The organism is Dehalobacter sp. (genome assembly GCA_023667845.1).
In the GTDB taxonomy this organism is placed as follows: Bacteria; Bacillota; Desulfitobacteriia; order Desulfitobacteriales; family Syntrophobotulaceae; genus Dehalobacter.
Map to the genome: position 1 here is coordinate 35,595 of JAMPIU010000073.1, position 16,721 is coordinate 52,315.

General features: G+C 45.1%; 19 protein-coding genes. 8 read left to right on the forward strand and 11 right to left on the reverse strand.

The genetic code is table 11. The annotated features are described in order from the left end of the window. Window positions 1-31: 31 nt before the first annotated feature. The 8 genes from NC238_05615 to flgM form a co-directional block, all read right to left on the reverse strand. Window positions 32-1,105, reverse strand: a complete 1,074-nt coding sequence (locus NC238_05615) for a glycosyltransferase family 2 protein (protein MCM1565418.1) — start codon at window positions 1,103-1,105, stop codon at window positions 32-34. A gap of 101 nt (window positions 1,106-1,206) precedes the next feature. Beyond that, window positions 1,207-1,467, reverse strand: a complete 261-nt coding sequence (csrA, locus tag NC238_05620; protein MCM1565419.1) for a carbon storage regulator CsrA — start codon at window positions 1,465-1,467, stop codon at window positions 1,207-1,209. Then, window positions 1,467-1,904, reverse strand: a complete 438-nt coding sequence (locus NC238_05625; protein ID MCM1565420.1) for a flagellar assembly protein FliW — start codon at window positions 1,902-1,904, stop codon at window positions 1,467-1,469. The genes csrA and NC238_05625 overlap by 1 nt, the downstream gene beginning before the upstream one ends. A 70-nt stretch (window positions 1,905-1,974) precedes the next feature. Beyond that, window positions 1,975-2,535: a DUF6470 family protein gene (locus NC238_05630; GenBank protein MCM1565421.1), complete on the reverse strand. Its 561-nt coding sequence runs from the start codon at window positions 2,533-2,535 to the stop codon at window positions 1,975-1,977. Window positions 2,536-2,577: 42 nt separating this feature from the next. Then, window positions 2,578-3,468, reverse strand: coding sequence for a flagellar hook-associated protein FlgL (flgL, locus tag NC238_05635; protein MCM1565422.1), 891 nt, complete (start codon window positions 3,466-3,468; stop codon window positions 2,578-2,580). A gap of 12 nt (window positions 3,469-3,480) precedes the next feature. Beyond that, window positions 3,481-5,007, reverse strand: a complete 1,527-nt coding sequence (gene flgK / locus NC238_05640) for a flagellar hook-associated protein FlgK (GenBank protein MCM1565423.1) — start codon at window positions 5,005-5,007, stop codon at window positions 3,481-3,483. A gap of 79 nt (window positions 5,008-5,086) precedes the next feature. Then, the gene (locus NC238_05645; GenBank protein ID MCM1565424.1) at window positions 5,087-5,566 is read right to left on the reverse strand and encodes a flagellar protein FlgN; all 480 of its coding nucleotides are present in this window, start codon (window positions 5,564-5,566) and stop codon (window positions 5,087-5,089) included. Further along, on the reverse strand, window positions 5,567-5,851 hold the full coding sequence (gene flgM / locus NC238_05650; GenBank protein ID MCM1565425.1) for a flagellar biosynthesis anti-sigma factor FlgM: 285 nt from the start codon (window positions 5,849-5,851) through the stop codon (window positions 5,567-5,569). It lies immediately after the preceding gene. A gap of 349 nt (window positions 5,852-6,200) precedes the next feature. On the opposite strand from flgM, the gene NC238_05655 reads away from it, so the two are divergent. Both NC238_05655 and NC238_05660 read left to right on the forward strand, forming a co-directional pair. After that, on the forward strand, window positions 6,201-7,001 hold the full coding sequence (locus tag NC238_05655; GenBank protein ID MCM1565426.1) for a flagellar motor protein: 801 nt from the start codon (window positions 6,201-6,203) through the stop codon (window positions 6,999-7,001). A gap of 38 nt (window positions 7,002-7,039) precedes the next feature. After that, the gene (locus NC238_05660; GenBank protein MCM1565427.1) at window positions 7,040-7,915 is read left to right on the forward strand and encodes an OmpA family protein; all 876 of its coding nucleotides are present in this window, start codon (window positions 7,040-7,042) and stop codon (window positions 7,913-7,915) included. A gap of 30 nt (window positions 7,916-7,945) precedes the next feature. On the opposite strand, the gene NC238_05665 is transcribed toward NC238_05660, so the two are convergent. Continuing rightward, complete coding sequence (locus NC238_05665; GenBank protein MCM1565428.1) at window positions 7,946-8,989, reverse strand: M20/M25/M40 family metallo-hydrolase; 1,044 nt, start codon at window positions 8,987-8,989, stop codon at window positions 7,946-7,948. A 29-nt stretch (window positions 8,990-9,018) separates the two neighbouring features. Between NC238_05665 and NC238_05670 the strand changes: the two genes are divergently transcribed. Both NC238_05670 and NC238_05675 read left to right on the forward strand, forming a co-directional pair. After that, the gene (locus NC238_05670) at window positions 9,019-9,459 is read left to right on the forward strand and encodes a YaaR family protein (protein MCM1565429.1); all 441 of its coding nucleotides are present in this window, start codon (window positions 9,019-9,021) and stop codon (window positions 9,457-9,459) included. Between the two features lie 80 nt (window positions 9,460-9,539). Further along, window positions 9,540-10,334, forward strand: coding sequence for a protein-glutamate O-methyltransferase CheR (locus NC238_05675; protein MCM1565430.1), 795 nt, complete (start codon window positions 9,540-9,542; stop codon window positions 10,332-10,334). A 103-nt stretch (window positions 10,335-10,437) separates the two neighbouring features. Here the strand turns inward: NC238_05675 and rfbB are convergent, their stop codons facing one another. Continuing rightward, on the reverse strand, window positions 10,438-11,445 hold the full coding sequence (gene rfbB, locus NC238_05680) for a dTDP-glucose 4,6-dehydratase (GenBank protein MCM1565431.1): 1,008 nt from the start codon (window positions 11,443-11,445) through the stop codon (window positions 10,438-10,440). 46 nt (window positions 11,446-11,491) lie between these two features. Next, window positions 11,492-12,517 (reverse strand): glucose-1-phosphate thymidylyltransferase, encoded by a 1,026-nt coding sequence (locus NC238_05685; GenBank protein ID MCM1565432.1) that lies wholly within the window; start codon window positions 12,515-12,517, stop codon window positions 11,492-11,494. Window positions 12,518-12,707: 190 nt separating this feature from the next. Here NC238_05685 and NC238_05690 point away from each other — a divergent pair, with 190 nt between their 5' ends. The 4 genes from NC238_05690 to NC238_05705 are packed head-to-tail and all read left to right on the forward strand — an operon-like array spanning window position 12,708 to window position 16,698. Continuing rightward, window positions 12,708-13,619: a glycosyltransferase gene (locus NC238_05690; GenBank protein MCM1565433.1), complete on the forward strand. Its 912-nt coding sequence runs from the start codon at window positions 12,708-12,710 to the stop codon at window positions 13,617-13,619. 22 nt (window positions 13,620-13,641) lie between these two features. Further along, window positions 13,642-14,781 (forward strand): DegT/DnrJ/EryC1/StrS family aminotransferase, encoded by a 1,140-nt coding sequence (locus tag NC238_05695; protein ID MCM1565434.1) that lies wholly within the window; start codon window positions 13,642-13,644, stop codon window positions 14,779-14,781. A gap of 52 nt (window positions 14,782-14,833) precedes the next feature. Next, window positions 14,834-15,526: an acetyltransferase gene (locus tag NC238_05700; protein ID MCM1565435.1), complete on the forward strand. Its 693-nt coding sequence runs from the start codon at window positions 14,834-14,836 to the stop codon at window positions 15,524-15,526. Then, a complete protein-coding gene (locus NC238_05705) occupies window positions 15,523-16,698 on the forward strand; it encodes a glycosyltransferase (GenBank protein MCM1565436.1) in 1,176 nt (391 codons plus the stop codon). Before NC238_05700 ends, NC238_05705 begins: the two co-directional genes overlap by 4 nt. The last annotated feature ends 23 nt before the right edge of the window (window positions 16,699-16,721 follow it).

Below are 16,721 nucleotides of genomic sequence, written 5' to 3' on the forward strand. Positions count from 1 at the left end.
CAAATCAATACCCGGCCAGAATTAATATTTTTTAAATCCCTGGCTTCAGATCCGCAATACGGGTTAAAGCAGGTTTATATCCTTCTGATGTAGCTCTGGTATAATATTCTTTCGCCTTGACCATGTCACCGGTTGTTTCATAGTACACGCCCAGATTATAGGCTGCCAGGAAACTTCCCGTTCCGGTCATTGTACTGTACTTATCTGTCTCTCCCAGTTGAAGACAGGTTTTATACTCCCGTTCAATCTCCGGAAACAAGTGAATATATTTGTTCACATCTGAAAAAACAAGCTCCATATAGAAAAGAGCGCATACAAAATGAAAATCCGGATAATCGGCAAACTGCGCTCTTTCTTTTTCGATCATGCCGAGTCCTTTAAGTAGTTTCCCGGTGGCAAGAATATTGTAAAGATAGTCAATCACAACAAGATCTCTATAGCCTGCGTTTAGACCCAGAAATTGATAGCATTTTTTGAAATAGCTGTTTGCCGTCTGATATTGGCCGGATAATTTGTATTGTTTGGCTGTCTGGTAAAGAAGATAAGGGTCACAAGGATGATCGTCCAATTCGAGAAGCAATAAACGTAAATTTCGGCCCGTTTTGTCCGTTTCGTAGTAGCCGTCATGATTCACTTCGATTTCCGTATTGACCCGTGGAAGGTTTGATTTAATTTGCTCATGAACTCTGCCTTCAAAATAAATTCCTTTCGGGATCAACCTGGAAACCCAAGTGCTGGAAGTTCTTATTTCATGATCCTGCCTAATCTTACTGACCACTTTGATTCTGCCGATGGCCTCAGGCTGCTCGATAAAGTGCCGAATACTCTCTTTCGTTCCCTGTGTAAGTACTTCATCAGCATCGAGGATTAGATTCCAATCCCCTGCCGCGTAACTCAGCGCAAAATTCCGGGCCTTGGCAAAGTCATCCTCCCAAACATAATCGCATACTTTAGCACCATAAGCGTGAGCAATTTTTTTCGTATCATCCGTGGAACCCGTATCCGCAACAATCATTTCATCAACAAGATGTTTAACACTGTCCAAACATCTGGCTAAGACCTTCTCTTCATTTTTAACAATCATGACCAACGATAGCTTTCTCATCTTGCTCACTTAACTCCAAAAATTTATCTTTTAACGAGTAACCAAAAATTTTTATTAAAAATCAAACTCTCCAAAAAAGAGAGTTTTTTATCGTATGCTCTTTATTCTTTATCCCTGGGCAAATTCCCCTTTAGCATTTGTTTCAACTGCTCGGATAAATCCGCTTCCGAAAGCTTGGATGCAGCGGAAGCCTTCACATTTTGATTCTGCACTTCTTCATAGACTTCGCTACGCAGAATCTTAATATCTTTGGGTGCTTCAATGCCAATCCTGACCTGATCTCCGACTACCGCAACCACCACAACTTCAATATCGTCGCCGATCATAATTCTTTCATTGATTTTCCGTGATAAAACCAGCATCAGTCCACAGCTCCTTCTTCATCGTTTTTTGTAGCGATAGAATCCTGCTGTGTTGGAAACAGCGGCTGTCTGGATGAATGAATCTCCTCGTTCAGAATCAATTGAACCCCTTTACCAGTCCTCGGATTCAAAATAAGAGGAGCACGCAGGTTAACAGTGGACTGAACCAGATCATTGGCGTGCACCGTAATGATATTCCAAACGTCCACCTGATCAGAGGTTCCAATCTCCAAAATCTCTGTTTCACGCGGGCTCAAGTCCACTTTAGGCAAATAGTCCGGGAAAAAGAGCTGTGACCGGACCAGGAAAAAAGCAATTTCCCGGTTGGCGGTAGCCTCCAGCCGAGCCAGAAAAGTATCCTCTTCGATATTCAGAGAGAATTCTTTTAACTCTTCAAATCCCGGTATTCCCTCAGGGAAAAAGATGGCTGATTCCATTCCCATGTCTCCCATTATTTATTCTTCCTCCTTGGTATGTTTCATACTCATCTCATTTTCTTTTTCATTCTCATTGTTTGATATCAATGGCTTGTCCTATTGCTTTGATTTCGAGGTAGGCCTGCTGCTCAATATAAGAACGAACAGACGGATACGTAAAACCGTCTATCGATACCTTGCCCAAATCGGCGGAATATTGAACATCGCCCTGCTGAAGGCTGGAATGCACTTCAGCCGATGTATACTGAATTTCAATGGGTGCAAGCGCAGCAATCGTGACCTCGCTCTCGGGCGGGGCCATCGTTTCAAACACGACCTGTCCAATTGGCACATCATTTTCAATCTCGCCGATTCGGCGCCCCGTTTGAACGATCGTTTCCAGATCCTGCTGAAATTCGGCATCGGCATTTGCTTTAAGGTTTTGTATGATAAACCAAATATTTCCAAATCCCATCGATTCGCGCATCAGACTGGAGTCAATTTCGAGGTTCGGTTGTGATGTTTGAACCTGAACATTCGGATGAATCTGGTCGATCTGTAAATTGGGCTGCTTTTTATTCAGTTCATAGCTGGCATCCTTGATATTCAAGCCGATCCTGGCAAACTGCTGGTTAATTTGCAGGGTAATCATACCGGCACCTCCCGGCAATCATTTTTTTGAAGAGAGCACGCTTTATCGGAGAAAATCAACCAAAGAAGGCTGGATAATTTGGGCACCGACCGACAACGCCGCCCGGTACGTATTCATGGTGGAGTTATAATCCACGATCGCTGCTGCCAGGTCCGTATCCCGAAGATTGGACAGGTTCGTCTGTGCATTGATGATACTGGTCTCAAGGTTGTTATTGATTGTTTCTACCCTGCTGATCTTCGCTCCGAGTTCTGCCCGGCCATCGATAAACGAGCTTAATAGCGAATCAAGATCAGAGATGGAATTACCGACTGCGGCGTAATCACCATTATTCAGTGCCGTTGAAAAATTATTCAGCGCTGTAAAAAAATCGCTGACCCCGGTCGCAGAATTGACGCCAAAAAGCTGCTGGCCATTGATCGAAATATCAAAACTGACATTGGCGCCCAGTTCGACGGACAGTGATTCGGTATTGCCTGTCCAAAGGCCCGTTCCCGGCCAGGGGGCTGTGTCCGTATTTGTTCCGCTGAAAATATAGCGCGAACCGACTTGGCTGTTGGCCATGACGCCGAGTTGTTCAATAATCTGATCAGCTTCCTTCTTAATTTCACCCAGATCTTCCGGGGAATTGGTCTGGTTGGACCCCTGGACCGCAAGCCCTCTTAACCGCTGCAGCATCGAAGTCATGTTGGCAGTTACCGATTCAACACTGGACATATAGTCAAGTGCCTGGCTGGCATTGTCCTTCCATTGCTCCATCGATGTAATATTCGTCTTCAGCCCTAGAATAGCCGTAATTTTGGACGGATCATCCGAGGGTTTCGATATTGCTTCGCCTGTGGAAATGTTGTTCTGGAGATCAATCATTTTATTGCTGGATTTTTGCAGATTTGACAAAAGGTTGCTGCTGAGAATATTATTCGTTATGCGCATCGCTTATTCCTCCTATTTCGTGACACCCATGCCCAGAAGTGATTCCAGCATGGTATCCAGCACTGTCACAACTCTGGCTGCCGAACTGTACCCTTTCTGGAACCTGATCATATCGATCATCTCTTCATCCAAAGAAACCCCTGACAGCGCTTCCCTGGAATTACTGAGCTGCGTGGCAAGTACACTCTGGCCTTCAGCCATTCTGGTGCTTTGTTCCACATCAGAACCAAGCTCTGCCGTTAACCCTTCGTAGTAGTCCAAGATTGAACTGGCTCCCAGCACAGTGATGCTGGCCGGCACGGAAGCATAAGTTGTCAGGCTGTCCCAGCCAGATGACAGTGCAGAGATAGCCAGGGCAATGCTGCTGTCACCGGACGAGACTCCCGTAGCATCCGCAATCCCGGTCGCAATGAGATTGACGTCATCCTGAATGTCTTGATTCACAATAATATTCGCGGCCGTTATCGGGCTGGTTAAATCCGAGCTGGTAAAGAAGTCCAGTCCCGTATCTGTCGTGAGTCCCTGACCTGACTGGTGAAGCGCATTGACTGAATCGGCGATAACTATAACCAGTGTATTCAAATTGCCCCTAAATTCGCTCAGATACGTATCCCGCATTTCGATATCGGCTTGAAGAGAACCCATGCCGTTCCCGAGATCAACCTCAGCGGCAGTTTTTGTCCCGTCTGCGGAAGCTTCCCACCACACCTCGCTAAAACCTGTGGCTGCATCTGTCGGAACCGGGTTTTCCTGCAGGTGATATGCTGAGCCGTTTGTGACGAGCACACTATCGGCAGCAGTAGAATTCCCAATTCTCACCGTATAATTTCCTACGGATCTGTCCGTAAAATTGGGATCCAAGGACTCCTCAACGGTAACCGGCACAATTTTGGATAGTTCATCAACAATTTGGTCTCTCTGGTCCTTTAAATCATTTGGGTTGTCCCCTCTGATCTCAGCATTCCGGATTTGATTATTCAGCAGCTGTATCTGATCGGAAAATGTATTAATCTTCGTGATCGTTGTATCAACGCTGTTATTAAGGTCATTCTGCAAAGAAGTGATCTGCTGATCAATATTATGAAAAGTTTCCGTGAGCGATACTGCTTTTTCCCTGACAACGATACGAGAGGCACTTTCCTCCGGAGAATTAGCCAGATCACTCCAGGCATTCCAAAATTCCGACATATCGGAGCTAAGGCTGTAATTCGAAGTTTCATTAAAAAACTGCTCAGTCAGACTTAAGGTTGCTTCCTTTCCAGACCAATATTCGTATTGTGATGTTTCCCTGCGGTACTGCTGGTCGAGATAAGCATCTCTCACCCTTGTGATATCCCTTAAAAAAGAACCCGTACCAATGCTCAAATCCTTGCTGTTAGCAGTAATCGTCAGCGGTGTTGTTGCCTGCATATTGGCGATCTGTCTCGAATAGCCCGTGGTACTGGCATTGGAAATATTTTGACCGGTTGTATCGATGGCCGCCTGAGATGTAATTAAGGCTCTATAGGCCGTTTCCAGCCCCATAAATGTTGAGTACATACCCGTGTTACTCCTTTTTATCAAGTCCTTGAGCTTATTGCAGAAAACCCTGTCGTGTTTGAATCTTACGAATTAAAAGTCAGATGCTCTTATTAATCAAATTATTTTGACTGAATTCATTTTTTACACCTTTAGGATTTGAGTATGTTGTATGCTTTTGGCCCGTTAGAAGTCTCAGTGTAAAATCGGCAATACTCAAAGCACTTTTAAGCAATTTGGCATTGATCTCATGTAAATTTTTAAGTTGGCTGATGACTTTTTCGAATTCCTGGCCAATCGGCTCAAAGCCCGGAGAATATTGGATCAGATCCATTAAGGTAATATCCTCTGCTTTCTTGCCAACCTCTTTACCAAAAAATTCCGCCCAGTAAAGTCTTTCCTCTTCCAACTGTCCGACTTCGAGCAGAATTTTTTCTTCCTGAGCGGTGATGCTTTCTATTCTCTCAATAACATTGTCCACGAGCGCTTTCTGCTTTTCCTGTTCTAATTCGACCAACTGCCGATAGAAAGCAATTTGCTGTTGTAGGTTATTTTCCAGACCTGCTACATATTCTGCCACTTATTTTCCCTCCATCCCGCTTGGAGAAAGAATTCCTTCTGCAATAGAAGCTGCATCAAGATTAAATTCACCATTGGCGATTTGTTCCGAGATTGCCCTGACCCTATCATCTCTGATGTCCGGCATTTCTTTCATCTTTTGCAGCAGCTTTTGAAAAACTTGCGCATTTTCAGATACGGCCAACTGATCCTTTTCTAAAACCGTATTGACCTTACCCGTCTGCGATACCCGGGTCGCAGCCTGGACACTACCGACGGGGGAAATCGAAGTACCATCTATTTTCATCACATTCACCAACCTGACTGTTTTATCTTTTTTAGTTTTATACAGTTTTCTTATCGTCCAGCAGCCCAGTAATCTGAACAACCCCCATGGATCATTAAGGCCGATTATCTCTTAATATCTCTTAATCTTTCCTAATATCACGATATTATGCCCATTTATAAAGTTTGGAATAATCTTTCTCGTGTCATTATCCGGCAGAATGCTGTATAATATTGGTTGGCTCAATAAAAAACGATCAGAAGCCCTAATGTTTTCGGTTAAGAATTACGTTATTAATAGTGTATAAACGTATGAAGGATTATCTGCAAAGCAGTCATTAATGAAGATTACACAGGAGGAACATCGGTCAATGGATATAACTACCATCTTGGGGCTTGTCCTGGGATTTTTCGGTATCTTATTCGGTTTTGTCTTAGAGGGCGGGCATCTTGGTTCTTTGTTTGCTGTATCTCCCATATTTATTGTTGTTTTCGGCACACTGGGCGCTACGGTAATCGGTATCCCTTTAGACGAGCTTAAGAAATTGTCCAAATGGGTAAAGATTGCTTTCATGAATCAATCCTTCGGTGTGGAGAAAGCCTATTTCACCCTGGTTCATTTTTCCGAGAAAGCCCGTCAGGAAGGACTTTTAAGCCTTGAGCAGGAATTGGAAACCGTCGATGACAAATTTACCAAACAGGGCATGCAGTTGGTTATTGACGGTACAGACCCGGAAATCACCAGAAGCATCCTGGAATCAAATATTGCTGTTTTGGAAAACAGGCATAAGGTTGGGATCACCTTTTTCGAGTCCGCAGGTGGTTACAGCCCGACTTTGGGGATTATCGGAACAGTTATGGGTCTGGTTCACGTTCTTGGCAATCTGACGGATCCCGACAGTCTTTCCGGTTCGATTGCCGCAGCCTTTATTGCTACCCTCTACGGTGTTTGTCTGGCTAACCTGGTCTATCTGCCGATCGCAGCCAAGCTGAAAATAAAAAACCAAATGGAAGTGCAGACCATGGAAATGATTCTTGACGGGATTATTTCGATTCAATCCGGAGAGAACCCCGCGATCCTGAAAGAAAAACTCAAAACTCACCTCGGTTATATGCCCGAGAAAGAAACTAAATTTGAAGGTGCATTTGAAGCCAGTGAAGTGAATTATTAATAAAGTACTAAAAGCATTAGAACAGAAGCGGTGATAAAATGAGAAGGCATAAAACACAAGATGGCCACCCCCCTGGTCAGGAACGGTGGCTTGTCACCTACTCGGACCTCATTACGCTATTAATGATTTTTTTTATTGTGATGTATTCGATGAGTCAGGTTGACGCCAGTAAATTCAGGGCAATGGCCCAATCCCTGAGCATAACGCTTGGTGGTGCGGCACCTTCTGCGGTTAACCTGTCGGAAACACAGGCCGGGGATTCTTTCATTGAAAGCGGGAGTACTGAAGATTCAACTTCGACAGGCCAGGATGACCAGCAAGGAATCGAGCAGGAGACCACCCCTTCAGAAGGAACCGGTCAAGGAGATACGGACTATCAGGAAAACCTTACGATCGAGGGCATCAAAGCCAAACTGGACCAGTTTGCGAAAGAAAATGGAATTGAAAATAAGCTCGTATCATCCATTGAGGAACGAGGCCTGGTCATCAGTATTCAGGACACCTTGCTGTTTAACAGCGGCTCGGCAGAAATATCAACGAATTCACGGGCCATCCTGAAAAAAATCAGCACGGTCCTGTCCGCCTCACCGAATTTTATAAAAGTAGAAGGACACACCTGCAACCTGCCAATCCATACCGCAGAATTTCGAAGCAATTGGGAACTGTCCGTACTCAGGGCGACCAATGTCGTCCATATTCTTGTCGACGACGGTGAGATCGATCCCCTTCGGCTGTCAGCAGCAGGGTACGGTGAATACCGCCCGGTCGCCGATAACAGCACAGAACAGGGAAGGATCACCAACCGCAGAGTTGACCTGGTTATCCTGCGTTCCAAGTATGATCTGCTCGAACCGGGCAGCAGCAGTAGCAATACGGCTACAGGTGCCGACAGCAACGGAAACAGCAGCAACTAGCAGGTCGATTCTAAATGAATGATTACCGCTTTAGTAAGCCAGGCTTTTGATGGCCCTATAGATAATATTGCACGTCATTTCTAGTTTCTCTTCGTTGACTGCGGATATTTTGTCTTCCGGCGTATGATTGTTCACCAGCCACTCCTTGCCCAGAATGGTTACCGCAGGGATGTCGGTGCCTGTAAAGGATATTTCATCGCTATGATGGCTGCCGCCAGAAACATGCTCAAGGACCGCCCCATTTACCCTACCTGCTTCTTTCATGGTCTCAATCAAAGTCTGAGAGCTTTCACCGGCTGACCAGAGAATATACTCTCCTACGGCACCATTGCCGACCGTATCAGCGTTAATAACCGCCTTTATTTCGGAGAGCGGGATCAGAGGATTCTGTATAAAATATTTGGAGCCCAGAAAGCCCATTTCTTCAGCGCTCCAAAAAGCCACTGCAATATTGATTTTAGGCGCAAAACCGTCCTGTGCTTCCTTCACCAGCTGACGCATGACTTGAAGAATGCAGCCTACACCAGAAGCATTGTCATTCGCACCCGGATAGACTTCCCCGTTATAAATACCAAGATGGTCAAAATGGGCAGAGAGGATAAGTGTCTGTTCCGGGTTACTCCCGGTAATACCAGCTAAGATATTGGCCGCCGGGACCCGAAGTGTATCCGTTTCATCAGGTCGAAAGAGCGCTCTGCCGTCAATCATCTTTTCTTTCATCGAAGGAATTGAAAAGAGCTGCCAGTAGTTGTCCGCGCTAAAAGACTCCAGCAGCAAGGCCTTGAATTGTCCTTCCAGGTAAACAAGCGCTTTGGTCTCTCCCGCAGTTCCCGCCCGCCGGCCTTCGAGATTGGCATGAGACAAGTACTGGATATCTTCGATGGCTTTTCTGGAAACCGCCTTGGTTGAGGGCACCCAAACAGTACCTTCGCCTGAAGCAAATTCAATACTGGAAGACGGAATTCCCAGAAGGCTTCCGAGTTTCTGCCCCCAGGCCCCAGGTAGGACCGTCCAGGGGATAACAAATGCCGCCATTCCGGCTGCAATTTTTAAAAAAGTCCGGCGTGATTTCATATTTTAGATCCTTTCACGGAGGAAGTAACATGTCACTAAAAATCAACAGTTCGACCCAAAAAAATAACTTTGGGATTGACCTTCATCAAGCTTCAGAAAAAAAGGAAAACAGCTTCAGCAATATTTTATCACATTCCCGTCAACTTCAAAGCCAGGAAATGCAACTTTTTCTGGAACGTCTTGAAAAGCAAGGGCAAAAGCTCTCTGAGAACAGATCTTTGGAAAATCTGACGGAATTTAAAACCATGGTCAAAAGTTTTCTTCAGTCAACCTTTGGAAAAAGCAGAAATATGCAGGAGGAAACCTTTTGGGATTACCGAGGCCAGCCGAAAGTCATGGCCAGGGTAACGAAGATCAACAAGGCACTAGAAGAATTGGGTGAACAAGTACTCTCTTCTCAGTCTGAACCTTTAAAAATCCTGGAAAAAATCCATGAAATTAAAGGACTTATTATCGATCTATTCACCTGATATTAAAAACGAGTTGGTCTTTACAATATTTTGGAAAGTTATTTAAAAACGTTGTACCAGCGAAAGGAGTAATAAAAAGAATGATGAACAGCACTGGCATGATTACGGATTATCCTAGATTCGTTAAATCTTTCCAAAATGTCAGCGGTCTTGACTTGAACTATTATAAAGAAAACCAGATGAAAAGGCGAATCCTGAACTTCATGAGCACCAGGGGGTATCAGGAAGATTATACGGACTTCCTGAAAGATCTCAGTCTTAAACCTGACCTCTACGATGCGTTTTTTAAACATCTGACCATCAATGTCACGCAGTTTTTCCGCGATGTCAAGCAATGGGATGTCTTTAGGGAAAAAATTATCCCCGACCTGTTAAAGACCAGATCTTCCTTGAAAATATGGAGCGCGGGCTGCTCAGCAGGCCAGGAAGCGTGTACCATGGCGATCATCATGGCAGAATATTTTCCTGGAATAAACTTCAGTATCCTAGGAACAGATATTGACATCAACGTCTTAAAGCAGGCCCAGTCGGGTATTTATGACGAGCGTGATTTCGCCAGCACCCCCCCCCATCTTCTCGATAAGTACTTCAACAAGTCTGAAAAGAAGTTCCAGATCAAAAACACGCTGACCAGGAATCTGACTTTCAAGGCGCAGAACCTGCTTACCGACAAGTTTGACCGAGGCTTTGATCTGATTGCCTGCCGCAATGTCGTGATCTATTTTACCGATGAAGCGAAGGATGTGCTGTACAAAAAATTTGCAGACTCCTTGAACCCGAAAGGGATACTTTTCACAGGCTGTACAGAGCATTTATTCGGCCAAAGCCAGCACGGCCTTAAATCCGTTTCCTCGTTCTTTTATCAAAAATTATAAAAAAGCTGCTCCCCTCTAAAATCTTACTAAACCTTAAACGAGAGCACAAACCGAATAAGATGCTGCTAATAGTTTACAAACTCTTGGCAGCATCTTTTTGAATTCATCCCAGCGGGTTTATGCTGTCAGGTTTATCCCACCAGGCTCGGTTGTCCCGATACCATTGAATCGTATCCCGAATTCCCTCGTTAAGATGATACCGGCATTGCCAACCCAGCTTCGTTTTCAGCTTCGTGCTGTCCAGCGCGTATCTCCAGTCGTGTCCGGGCCTGTCGGCTACCTGAACCAGCGCATCCGCCGGTTTACCCAGCATGTTCAGTATGGTCCGGGCCATCTCTAGGTTCGATGTTTCCTCCCCGCTCCCAATATTATATACCTCTCCTGGTTCCCCGTCCGAAAGTATCTCCGCAAGCGCCGCACAATGGTCCAGTACGTGGATCCATTCACGTTTATGGGACCCATCCCCATAGACAGTCAGCGGCATATCCTGTAAAACCTGAATGATACTATGCGGAATAAATTTTTCTTTATCCTGATTGGGTCCGTAGTTATTGCAGCACCGGGTCACGATCACCGGAAAGCCGTAAGTTCTGGCAAAAGCCCTGGCCATTAAATCAGCAGCTGCTTTGGAAGCCGAATATGGGCTGTTTGGACGAATCATGGAATGCTCCGAAAACTGTTCTGCCTCATTATCAAGACTTCCGTATACTTCATCGGTGGAAACCTGAATAAAGCGTTTTCCCGTAAAGCCGTTCTTCTCCCAATGTTCCTTGAAACAATGAAGCAGCGTTAAAGTCCCCATCAAATTGCTTCGGCCGAAAACCAGAGGATCGGTAATACTTCTGTCCACATGCGATTCGGCAGCAAAATTAATCACATCATCGGGGTCACATTCCTGAATAATGCGTTTGACCTCTTTCGCAGTACTGATATCCCCCTGCGTAAAATAATACCTTGGATGAGCTGCCAGGTCTTGAAGATTTTCCACCTTTCCTGCGTAAGTCAGTTTATCAAAATTAATGACGATAACATCCTGGTTGCGCTGCAAAATATATTTAATAAAATTGCTTCCGATAAAGCCTGCGCCACCGGTAACCATAAGAACTCTCATATTCTACACCTCAAATTATATTTTTTCGGCCAGCTCAACTGGCAAACTAGAGATCGATCTGACAGTGGTCCCCAAGAAAAAAAGTACTGACTAAAGAGCTGTTTTCGGGGCTGCCTTGAATGGAAACCTGGTTTCCGATTAAGCTTCCGCTGATTTTCTTGGAGACATTGGCAAGTTGCGTATCCTCTAGGATAATACAATTTTCGATCTCACATTCTGTAATCCGGGTTCTCCTGCCCACTGTCGTATACGGTCCGATAAAGCTGTCCGTAATGACAGCATCATCGTCCAGATGAACTGGCCCCTGAATAATACTGTTCCGAATGGTCACATTGTTTCCCATTTGAACTTTTTCGGCCAGCGCTGCATCAAACATCAAGCGATTTGCTTCAAGAATGTCGTTTAATTTTCCTGTATCCTTCCACCATCCCCGGACCAGATCGCAAGTGACCCTGGCCCCGTTTTTCAATTGATTTTGGATTGCATCGGTAATCTCAAGTTCTCCCCGGCGGGACGGTTTGATTCTGTCAATCGCTGCAAAAATGCTGTGGTCAAAGGCATAGACCCCTGTGATGATCAAGTTACTGATATACTTCTCAGGCTTTTCGTAAAGCGCTGTTACAAATCCGTCTTTCACCACCGCAACCCCGAATTGGGAAGGATTGCTGACCGTATGAAGCAATACGCTGGTGTTGGCCTTTTGCTGGTAGAAATTTTGAATGAAGCTATCCAGCTCCATATTGAAGATGTTGTCTCCAAGGATCATCACAAAATCATCGCGGCCAAGAAAGTCGGCCGCAGTCCGAACAGCATGGGCGAGCCCCAGGGATTTATGCTGATGAATATAGGTGATTGCCGTGCCCCACGCTTCTCCGCTGCCGACCGTTTTTTTTACTTGTTCCTGCGTATCCCCAACGATAATCCCAATATCATGGATACCTGCCCTGGCTATCTTTTCAATAAGATAGATCAGTACTGGTTTGTTGACCAAGGGAAGAAGCTGTTTCGCCTTGGAATAGGTCAGCGGTCTGAGCCTTGTTCCTGTTCCTCCGCTTAAAATCAGAGCTTTCAAATTATTCTCCTGCCTTTAACCGGTAAGATTTTCTATAAAGAGAGGGTTGTCTTTCTAATATAATATTGCGCAAGAACCGCAATGGTGTAACCACGGACAACTCCTCCCATATAATAAAGTGATAGTTGCCCTATCAGAACCTAAAGGGATGATCAAGTAAAAAGACGATTAAGTGGAGGGAGATATAGGAATGGTAGCGCCGCTCCTAAGCTATGTAACCTTTAACCGCCTGGGCCAGACAATCAGGAGCCTTTCAAGTGTCCTTGAAACGCCGGAAAACTTTGAATTAGCAATTGTTGATAATAATTCCACAGACGGGACCTGGAAATATATCCAAAGTCTGAAGGATAGGCGGATTAAATTCAAAACAAGGCTCCCTGTCAATCTAGGGCAGGTCTACGCCTCAAATCTGAATCTGTCTAAGAGAAGAGATGATCAATATTTTATCGCTGTCGATCAGGATGTTGTGATTGAAAGCAAAAATTGGCTGACCTACATCCTAAGGGTGTCTAAAAGTACTCCGGATATCGGCTTACTCAGTATTCATGCCGGTTTTCCGCCCCCAAATATGCCCCCTACTACCCCTGTCATCAAAAATGATTTGGTTTATCTGGAATTGACCAAAAACAGGTCTGATTATTTGCAGGATTATATTCCCGGCAGCATCCTGGCCTTGAGCCCTAATCTTATCTCTAAAATTGGCTTTTGGAGTGAAGAAAATAATTTTGGCAGCAGAGAGCTGTTTCTAAGGGCTAATCATTTTACAGCGTTTAAAACAGGAATTCTGATGAACGTGAATATTTCTATCCCGCAACAAATAACTTGCGGCAAATGCCCCGGTCAGTCCTTCTGCCGTCTGTCAAAAAACGGAGAGACCAAAACCGGAGAAACCTGTTTTACCATCTACGAAAAATTAAACCAAAATAAATTATTTCGAGAACAATACCGCTGGAAATTTGACGAAACAGTTAAGGATCTGCAGAGCGGTGCCCGTTCCCCATACTGCACTTCATTATTCAGCTGTAACTCCACTGCGGAGGAAAACTACAACCTTGACTGGGCAACCGAAAACTTTCAGTTCTATGCATCCAAAGCCAACTGAATATTTGCCAGGGGAGAAAAAAATGTTAAACAATGATGATTTTTCTGAACCGGTCTATGTTACCGAACCTTTGCTTCCAGACTTGGAGGAGACTTACAGCATGCTCGAAATAATATGGCAAAGCAGGCAGCTCAGCAATAACGGGAAGATGGTCCAAGAACTAGAAAGAAAACTGACTGCTTTCCTGGGTGCCCAATATTTATCGGTTTTTGCAAATGGCACGAATGCCTTGCAAATTGCGTGCAAGACCCTGGATCTGTCCGGGGAAGTCATCACGACACCGTTTACCTTTGCCGCTACGGCCAACGCGCTGGCCTGGAATCATCTTACGCCAGTCTTCTGCGACATTGAAGAAGCCACGTTTAATATTGACGCCGACCGTATCGAGTCCCTGATTACGGATAAAACAACTGCCATCCTGCCGGTACACGTTTTCGGCCATCCGTGCGAGGTCGAAAAGATTGACCGGATTGCGGCAAGGCACAACCTGAAAGTACTTTATGACGGCGCCCACGCTTTTGGTGTGAAAATAAAGGGTAAGCCAATTGGCGCCTATGGAGATATCACCATGTTCAGCTTTCATGCCACCAAAATCTTTCACACCGTCGAAGGCGGCGCACTTATCTTTCGGGATCAGGACCTCCAGCAGAAAGCCAAGTGTTTGAGAAATTTTGGTCTAAAAGAAGACTACAGTGTGGACGAACCCGGTATAAACGGTAAACTGAACGAATTACAAGCCGCTGTCGGCATTTTGCTCTTAAAAGAAGTGGAAGCTGAAATAGCCCAAAGGAAATATCTTACCAACCAGTACCGGCAAGTTCTGGCTGATGTCCCAGGCATAACCGTCTCCCAGGAGGCTGAAGAAATTACAGCCAATTATCCGTATTTTGTTATCCGGGTTGATCCGGCTGCGTACGGTATCTCCCGGGACGAGCTCTATAGCCGATTTTCAAGCTTCAATATTTTTTGCCGAAAATATTTTTACCCGCTCTGCAGCAATTTCAAGTGTTTTAAAGGTCTTCCTTCATCCTCCGCAGACAATCTAGCCACAGCCAACAAAGTCGCGGAAAGTGTTCTGGCTCTGCCACTTCACGGAAGAATGTCAGCGTCCGACGTTCAAAAAATAGGCGATATCATCAGAAAAATAAGAAAAGAAGAATAGAAAACAAATAGACTGAGACAAAAAATCAATAAATGAATTGAGCGTGTGATCATTGGCCATAAAAGATCTCGTCATTTTTGGAGCCGGCGGCTTTGGCCGGGAAGCTACCGAACTCGTCGAAGATATCAATACAGAAAAAAAGCAGTGGAACCTGCTGGGCTATATCGACCAAACTCCAGCCAAACAAGGAAAGGTTATCAATAACTATCCTATTCTGGGTAACCTGGACTGGCTCGAAAAAAACACAGGGCACCCTCTCTGGATTGTATGTGCGGTCGCCAGACCGACGGATAAATACCGTCTAATCGCCAGCCTGTCCAGTTTTCAGCTATATTTTGCCAACCTGATTCATCCCGCTGCCCGAATAAGCCGCTCCGTTCAATTGGGCTGCGGCAATATCATCTGCTGGAATAGTTTTCTGTCGACGGATGTCAGGATAGGCAGTCACGTAGCCTTAAATCCAGGCTGCAGGATTGGTCACGATACGGCTGTCCAGGACTACTCCTCTTTATACTGGGACATCACCCTGGCCGGAAACGTGCAGGTTCATGAAGGTTGTGAAATCGGTTCCAAAACTGTGGTGATTCCCGAAAAAGAGATTGGCAGGTGGAGCATCATCGGGGCTGGCGCTACCGTCACCCACGATATCCCGGAATACTGCACGGCCGTCGGCGTCCCTGCCCGACCGATTAAACATTTAAAAAATTTGGTTGAGACCCATTCACCTAAAGGACTGATGATATGAAGGAACTTTCTTCTATTTTGATCAAAACTGCGATACAGCTTGTTATCGAAGCCATTAGTCAGGCCCAAACCTCTGCCCCGCAAAAACGCATTAGCCCCTTCCCTGTTCAGGAAGCCGCTGACACTCCTGCTGTGGAAATTTCTCAACAGGCGGTTCCAAAAAACATTGACTGGGAAGAATTAGACGACGCCACCATCCTTCAACAGATTCTGGATCCTGGGATCCTGGAAGAAATCATTGAACCTTCTGTACAGAACACGATAGACAGTAGCTCCCCTCCTCCTTTTATCAGCTATGTTACCTTGAATCGTCTCGGGCTTACCATGCAGAACCTAAACAAGATTTTGGATTCGGACGAAGATTTTGAAATGCATATCATCGACTGCAACTCCAAAGATAATACCTGGAATTATATCAAAAGCCTTCAGGACAAAAGAATTAAATCCAAAACACGCTTTAAGGTTAACCGGGGACCGATCTATGTCCTGAACTACAACCTCAGAAAAAGAAAACCCAACCAGTATTTCTTCACGATTGACAGCGATGTCTATATCAAGACCAAAAACTGGCTGACCAGGTATATGGAAATATTTGAAGCTTTTCCGGAAGTGGGTCTCTTAGGAATCATGCGGGATAACCCTTATCCGAGATTTCTCCCTCCCGTCATTCCTCAGGTCAAGAATGATCTGTCCTATCTTCAGCTGAGAAATGCCGGCATTGATGTAATCATGGATTTTATTCCGGGATGTCTTCAGGGGTTACGGCCCGAGCTCATTGACCGGATCGGTTATTGGAATGAGGAATGCGGGTATGGCGATGCTGAATTATCACCAAGGATTGTGCATTATACACCTTTCAAAGTCGGCTTTGTCACGACCGTGGAAATTGATATGACCCAGTTCATCGGCTGTGACAAGTGTCAGGCCCAAAACCTCTGCACGCTGAACAGAAGCATAAAAACCTGCTTTATGCTGGCCAAGCAAGCCAACAGTAACGAAAGCTTTGCCAAAAAGGCTAAATGGAAATACCTCGAAGTATTTCAAGAGCTAGCCGATGGAAAAAGAACAGCCTATTGCGCCTCACTTTTGGACCCTGCATCCCGGGAAGGGAATTTGTACCATGATGCCTGGGCACTCGAGAATTTTGAATATTATTTGAGAAGATCGAACTGATCTTTACAAAATATGAACGGAGA

Excerpts from the sequence above, each read along its gene's own strand:
- NC238_05670 (MCM1565429.1), top strand. The coding sequence starts at position 9,019 with ATGTCACTAAAAATCAACAGTTCGACCCAAAAAAATAACTTTGGGATT.
- NC238_05655 (MCM1565426.1), top strand. The coding sequence starts at position 6,201 with ATGGATATAACTACCATCTTGGGGCTTGTCCTGGGATTTTTCGGTATC.
- NC238_05665 (MCM1565428.1), bottom strand. The coding sequence starts at position 8,989 with ATGAAATCACGCCGGACTTTTTTAAAAATTGCAGCCGGAATGGCGGCA.
- rfbB (MCM1565431.1), bottom strand. The coding sequence starts at position 11,445 with ATGAGAGTTCTTATGGTTACCGGTGGCGCAGGCTTTATCGGAAGCAAT.
- flgK (MCM1565423.1), bottom strand. The coding sequence starts at position 5,007 with ATGTACTCAACATTTATGGGGCTGGAAACGGCCTATAGAGCCTTAATT.
- flgM (MCM1565425.1), bottom strand. The coding sequence starts at position 5,851 with ATGAAAATAGATGGTACTTCGATTTCCCCCGTCGGTAGTGTCCAGGCT.
- NC238_05660 (MCM1565427.1), top strand. The coding sequence starts at position 7,040 with ATGAGAAGGCATAAAACACAAGATGGCCACCCCCCTGGTCAGGAACGG.
- NC238_05615 (MCM1565418.1), bottom strand. The coding sequence starts at position 1,105 with ATGAGAAAGCTATCGTTGGTCATGATTGTTAAAAATGAAGAGAAGGTC.
- flgL (MCM1565422.1), bottom strand. The coding sequence starts at position 3,468 with ATGCGCATAACGAATAATATTCTCAGCAGCAACCTTTTGTCAAATCTG.
- NC238_05705 (MCM1565436.1), top strand. The coding sequence starts at position 15,523 with ATGAAGGAACTTTCTTCTATTTTGATCAAAACTGCGATACAGCTTGTT.
- csrA (MCM1565419.1), bottom strand. The coding sequence starts at position 1,467 with ATGCTGGTTTTATCACGGAAAATCAATGAAAGAATTATGATCGGCGAC.
- NC238_05625 (MCM1565420.1), bottom strand. The coding sequence starts at position 1,904 with ATGGAATCAGCCATCTTTTTCCCTGAGGGAATACCGGGATTTGAAGAG.
- NC238_05630 (MCM1565421.1), bottom strand. The coding sequence starts at position 2,535 with ATGATTACCCTGCAAATTAACCAGCAGTTTGCCAGGATCGGCTTGAAT.
- NC238_05690 (MCM1565433.1), top strand. The coding sequence starts at position 12,708 with ATGGTAGCGCCGCTCCTAAGCTATGTAACCTTTAACCGCCTGGGCCAG.
- NC238_05695 (MCM1565434.1), top strand. The coding sequence starts at position 13,642 with ATGTTAAACAATGATGATTTTTCTGAACCGGTCTATGTTACCGAACCT.
- NC238_05675 (MCM1565430.1), top strand. The coding sequence starts at position 9,540 with ATGATGAACAGCACTGGCATGATTACGGATTATCCTAGATTCGTTAAA.